The organism is Anaerolinea thermophila, assembly GCF_020723905.1.
GTDB classification, from domain to species: Bacteria; Chloroflexota; Anaerolineae; order Anaerolineales; family Anaerolineaceae; genus Anaerolinea; species Anaerolinea thermophila_A.
In genome coordinates this window covers 1-4,593 of record NZ_DYHZ01000013.1, presented here as the reverse complement: position 1 = coordinate 4,593, position 4,593 = coordinate 1, and the positions used below count along the sequence as shown (strand labels likewise).

At 53.9% G+C, this 4,593-nt stretch carries 4 protein-coding genes and 1 pseudogene; all 5 read left to right on the top strand.

Annotation, left to right across the window (positions count from 1 at the left end; genetic code table 11):
• Positions 1-383, top strand: a pseudogene (locus tag LHF31_RS14580) (hypothetical protein); the annotation flags it as partial.
• 65 nt (positions 384-448) lie between these two features.
• Positions 449-748: a ribbon-helix-helix protein, CopG family gene (locus LHF31_RS14575; RefSeq protein WP_303774489.1), complete on the top strand. Its 300-nt coding sequence runs from the start codon at positions 449-451 to the stop codon at positions 746-748.
• Positions 730-1,158 carry a type II toxin-antitoxin system VapC family toxin gene (locus LHF31_RS14570; RefSeq protein ID WP_303774487.1) on the top strand — a complete coding sequence of 143 codons (429 nt, stop codon included), beginning with the start codon at positions 730-732 and terminating at the stop codon, positions 1,156-1,158. The genes LHF31_RS14575 and LHF31_RS14570 overlap by 19 nt, the downstream gene beginning before the upstream one ends.
• 9 nt (positions 1,159-1,167) lie before the next feature.
• The gene (locus tag LHF31_RS14565; protein ID WP_303774485.1) at positions 1,168-3,216 is read left to right on the top strand and encodes a WD40 repeat domain-containing protein; all 2,049 of its coding nucleotides are present in this window, start codon (positions 1,168-1,170) and stop codon (positions 3,214-3,216) included.
• A 186-nt stretch (positions 3,217-3,402) separates the two neighbouring features.
• Positions 3,403-4,113 (top strand): hypothetical protein, encoded by a 711-nt coding sequence (locus LHF31_RS14560; RefSeq protein WP_303774483.1) that lies wholly within the window; start codon positions 3,403-3,405, stop codon positions 4,111-4,113.
• Positions 4,114-4,593 lie beyond the last annotated feature (480 nt).

Here is a 4,593-nt window from a genome sequence, read left to right as displayed (position 1 = left end):
TTCGCCTGCACCGCGGTGAGGAACAGGTGGTACACGGGGGAGCGGTACTCTTTGCTGCCTACCAGGCACGACTGCGGGGGTGGAAGGCAGAGGTCATGCCGTTCGACCCGCAGGAAACGCCCTGGTTCCAGCCCGACCTGAAAGTGACCGACCCTGAGGGGTGGTTCTACTACTGCGAGGTGGAAACACACTCACGAGACAATCCTGATAAGTGGGTGAGGATGCGGCAGTCCAATCTGATCGTACCCACACCGACCACACGGTACTGGATGGTGCAGAGGTTGAAGGACATGGGTATTCCCGGACGCGCCACCGATTTGCGCACGCTGGCACAGCAGGCAAAGGCAGGCGATTTGAGCCGGTTCTGGCTGGAGAAGTGGTGATTAATTACTCAAAAGTATTGACTAGTTAATCTTGAAGATATATCATATAAGGGTGGAGGTGAACGATGGCAACACAGTTGATCCGTGCCCAGGTCATGCTCGACCCTGAAGACTACCGCCGTTTGCAGGCTCTGGCAAACGAGGCGGGAAAAAGCCTTTCTGAAACCCTTCGAGAGGCTGTCTTGCGCTTTCTGGATGAACAGGAACGGCAGAAGCAGGAACAACTTCGCAAAGCGCTGGCGGAAATGCGTCAGATTCGGAAGCAAAACGCTGCCCGGTATGGCGTTTACAAGGGAGATCTGGTCAACGAGGCGCGTGAAGAGCGCGAGCGCCAGATGGAGGACGTATGGAAGCAGTGGTCATAGATGCGAACATTGCCGTAGGACTGCTGGTAGAACGTCCCTGGTCTGCGCTTGCCGAACAGAAAATGCTGGAGTGGGGCAGTCGGAAAATTCAAATTTGCGTTCCTGCTCTGTGGACAAGTGAGGTCATGTCTGCGCTTCGTAAAGCGATTTATCTGCACCAGATGGAACAGGACGATGCCCTGAAACTGGTATTGGCGATGGAAGCCTGGAATGTTCAGGTCCATCTTCCGGATACAGCCCTGAACCGCAGTTCGCTGATCTGGGCGGAACGGTTGGGACAGATGGTTGCTTACGATGCCCAGTACCTTGCCCTGGCTGAATACCTGAAGGCAGACTTCTATACCGTCGATAAAAAGTTGTTCAACCGCTGTTTGGAAATTGGAGTTCAATTCGTCAAAACGCTCAATTGATTGATGCCTATGCGGAAACTTGTCTTTGCCCTCTATGCCCTCATCCCCCTCGTTCTGCTGATTGCCGCCGCTGGCGTTTTTGCCCTACGGAATGTTTCTGCGTCCGTACCGGAATCGCCTGAAACGCTCTTGACGGCGACCCCAACCGCAACGCCTGCGCCAACGGCTACCGCTGCTCCGACTGCCACCCCCACGGCGACGGTGGAGCCGACGGCAACCCCGACCCCCACGCAGACGCTCATCAGCCTGCCGGTGACCAACGGGACGCCGGTACCCGATTTGCCCTACGAGGTCATCACGGCGGATAACGTCCACCGTCTGCGCGAGATTGCCCGCTACGGTTACCCGCGCCTGCTGGATGAGAACCCTTACCGCCTGACCGCAGACGGGAAGACGATCGTGGTGGGAACGACCGCCGGTATCGAGTTCTACGATGCCCTCACACAGGCGAAAAACGGCGGGTTCGAGGTGGAGTTCCTGCGGGCGTTCGACATGAGCCCGGATGGACGCTTCATCCTCACCCGGGCCGGGGACACCCTGACGGTGTGGACGGCAGATGGCGAGAAGGTGCGGGAGTTTGCGCTGGAAGCGGGCGATGCCTGGGCGCTGAATGCGGTGGCGCTTTCTCCCGACGGTTCCCTGCTGGCAGTGCAGCGTCCAAGAGGGCAGGTGGTGGAGCCGGACAGGGTGGACGTGTACCGGGTGGAAGACGGCAGTCTGGTGGACACGGTGCGCGGTATGGGCGCGCAGTTCTCCCCGGATGGGAAGTACCTGGCGACGGTGTTCGATGCTTCCGTGCGGCTGTACCCGGTGGCGGAACTTGGCACGGGCTGGGAGAAGCGCCTGCCCCAACAATCCCTGCCGTGGTGCGGTGAGGACACCTGCGGGCTGGTCTTCTCGCCGGACGGCACACTGGCGGCGGTGGTGCGCGCCGCGCGGGTGGATGTGTACCAGGTGGAAAGCCGCAAACTGGTGCGTCAGGTCAGTGGGTGGGAGGTGCAGGACACCTACACGCTGCCGTCCGTCCAGTTCACCCCGCAGGGAGGGCAATTGCTGATTACGACACAGCCGCTGTTCGATACCCAGGGCAATGTTCGCGAGAAGGCAAAGACCATTCTGGTGGATGTTGCCAGCGGAGAGTGGGTGATCAATGCTGATGCGCCGGAGGGTTTTGCCTGGTTTGATGGCGAGAAGGTGCAAACGTTTGCATGGAAGGCGGAGGGGGAGACTGGAAAATTATTCAGCGTTGAAGACGATGGGAGTGTGAGGGATCGCCCGGAAGAATGTGTTGCCATTGATGAACATCTGAATTGCTATACCTTGCTCCAATCCGAAAACGGGTGGCAATTGCTAAAGAACAAAGAAGTTGCGGTTGAATTTAGAGTACCCGCAGGATATGCTATTGGCAGTTGGTTGGATAACGGCGTGACAATTCTCAACGACTTTGCGGTTATCTCTTGGTTTATGCAAGTTAAAAGCAAGTATCCTCCTCGCGGTTTTGCTGTTTTTGACTTGAAAAACGGCAAGCAGGTGTTTTCTTCACCAGGCACAATTGCCAGGTTTTCGGTAAGTCGTGAATTTGTCAGCATTGGGTATGTGCAAGATAATCTTTACCATGTTCTGCTAGAGAACAATGGCTCATTCAAAAAACTTTCTTATTCTGATTATTGCTTCCACACCCTCGACAGTAACGGGCAGAAGTTGTTCTTATTTGGTGTGGGCAAAGTTTTGGTGATGAATTTGCTAAACAATTCAGCCAATCAGATAGAGTTGCCTGTGGGACTGTATGACGTGAATAGTCAAGCCATTGTTTCGGAACGTGCCAATCTAATTGTGGACAACCTGTATTGGTGGAAAATTCCGGGAATTCGTTTTGTAGACCTAAACAATTTCCTGAATGCAGGAAAAAGCGATCCTGTGTATGTGTTACCTTTATTGGATGGTGGGCATCCCTTCTCGAGTTTCATGTTTTCTCCAAACGGGCGGTTCTTTGCCACCCAGGCAGACGGCTTTATCCGCATCTGGGCAGTGGTACCGGAGAGCGCGCCTGTAAGGTGATTGTAAGGTCTTCTGTGGGGTGATCTTACGCCGGGTTCATTTGCGCCCGGCGTAATTTTTTGGTATGCTTTTGGGCAGACGTGAACCCATAGCCCGGTTGTACGGGTGGTCTCCGCTTTGAAAAAGCGCCCACACCTTTCGGGTGTGGGTTCTTTTCGTTAACGCCAGAGATAAACGGAGGTGAAGATGCGAAAAACGATTCTGTTAATGCTTTTGCTGGTGTTTCTGGCAGGGTGTTCGCTGCGCGCCACACCAACGCCGACTGCCACACCCCGCCCAACGCCTACGCCGACCGAAGAGGTGCGGTATTACCCAACAGTTTCACCTGATATTCGAACGAGTATAGCCAAACAATTACCTCCAGATACTTTTCCAAACCGTTATTACGAGCCCCCTGAAGGCAATTATTTTGTTGCAATGGTCGTATCTACGGGAGAAATTGGTCAGATGACGGTTGGAAAGTGGACATTGGATGTTCTCTGGGTTTATGAACGAAACGCTAGTGTTGTTTTTTATCCTCTCGTCCTCGGAGTATGGGACGGGAATACCTACACTCCCTATCTCTTTCCAGCCTACGATGAGTTTCCGGTAGATCGGGAATCATACTTCCGCTATCTAGACGATAATCGCATTCTCGAAAGAGGGCGGTTGATTTTTCCGCGAGTACAGGGGGAGTTCGTAAATCGTACTGGAATTGATTGGCAAAAGTGTGGAGAAAGTACATTCTGCCAGGTGGGACGTTTCATGCAGGAAACTTACAACCTGGACCACATTGTTGAACTAGGGGTAGTTGGAGTTAATTACCCAATTCCAGAAGGTTGGGCTTTAGCCTGGTACTGGATTCCAGCAACTGACAAGAACACCTTACCCGGGTATCAAAAAGTATCTTTGCCGTAAGGAGGTGAATAATGAGCATAAAATGGCGTTTCGTGTTCAGCAAATTCTGGAAAATCACCCTCATGGGGCTACTGATAGCCATTGGCATTGTGCTGTTCCCGCAGGCTCGATGTGCCGTGGCGCAGACATGCGATCAGCCAGCCGATAAATGGTGCGGCACAAGCAAGTGCTGTGGCTTTACAGGAGGGATGAAGTACGTTACGAGCTGTTCCGGACCCACATACGCCACACAGCCATACCGTTGTAACCCATCATCCGGAAACTGCAACGTATCTGATTGGATGGGGTGGCCACACGAAACCAGAATATTCAATGGACGAACTCAAGCGCAAATGCCAGAATGCAAGGGAATTAATTGGGCACCTGTAAGTGAGTGGCCTTGGGCTTATGTTGATTGTTGCACTGGCTCGTCCGGGAGTGGCGGGGGCGGAGGTTGCACGCCCTCATACGCTCCCCCGACCATAGACGACACCTACACGG

Excerpts from the sequence above, each read along its gene's own strand:
- LHF31_RS14575 (WP_303774489.1), top strand. The coding sequence starts at position 449 with ATGGCAACACAGTTGATCCGTGCCCAGGTCATGCTCGACCCTGAAGAC.
- LHF31_RS14570 (WP_303774487.1), top strand. The coding sequence starts at position 730 with ATGGAAGCAGTGGTCATAGATGCGAACATTGCCGTAGGACTGCTGGTA.
- LHF31_RS14565 (WP_303774485.1), top strand. The coding sequence starts at position 1,168 with ATGCGGAAACTTGTCTTTGCCCTCTATGCCCTCATCCCCCTCGTTCTG.
- LHF31_RS14560 (WP_303774483.1), top strand. The coding sequence starts at position 3,403 with ATGCGAAAAACGATTCTGTTAATGCTTTTGCTGGTGTTTCTGGCAGGG.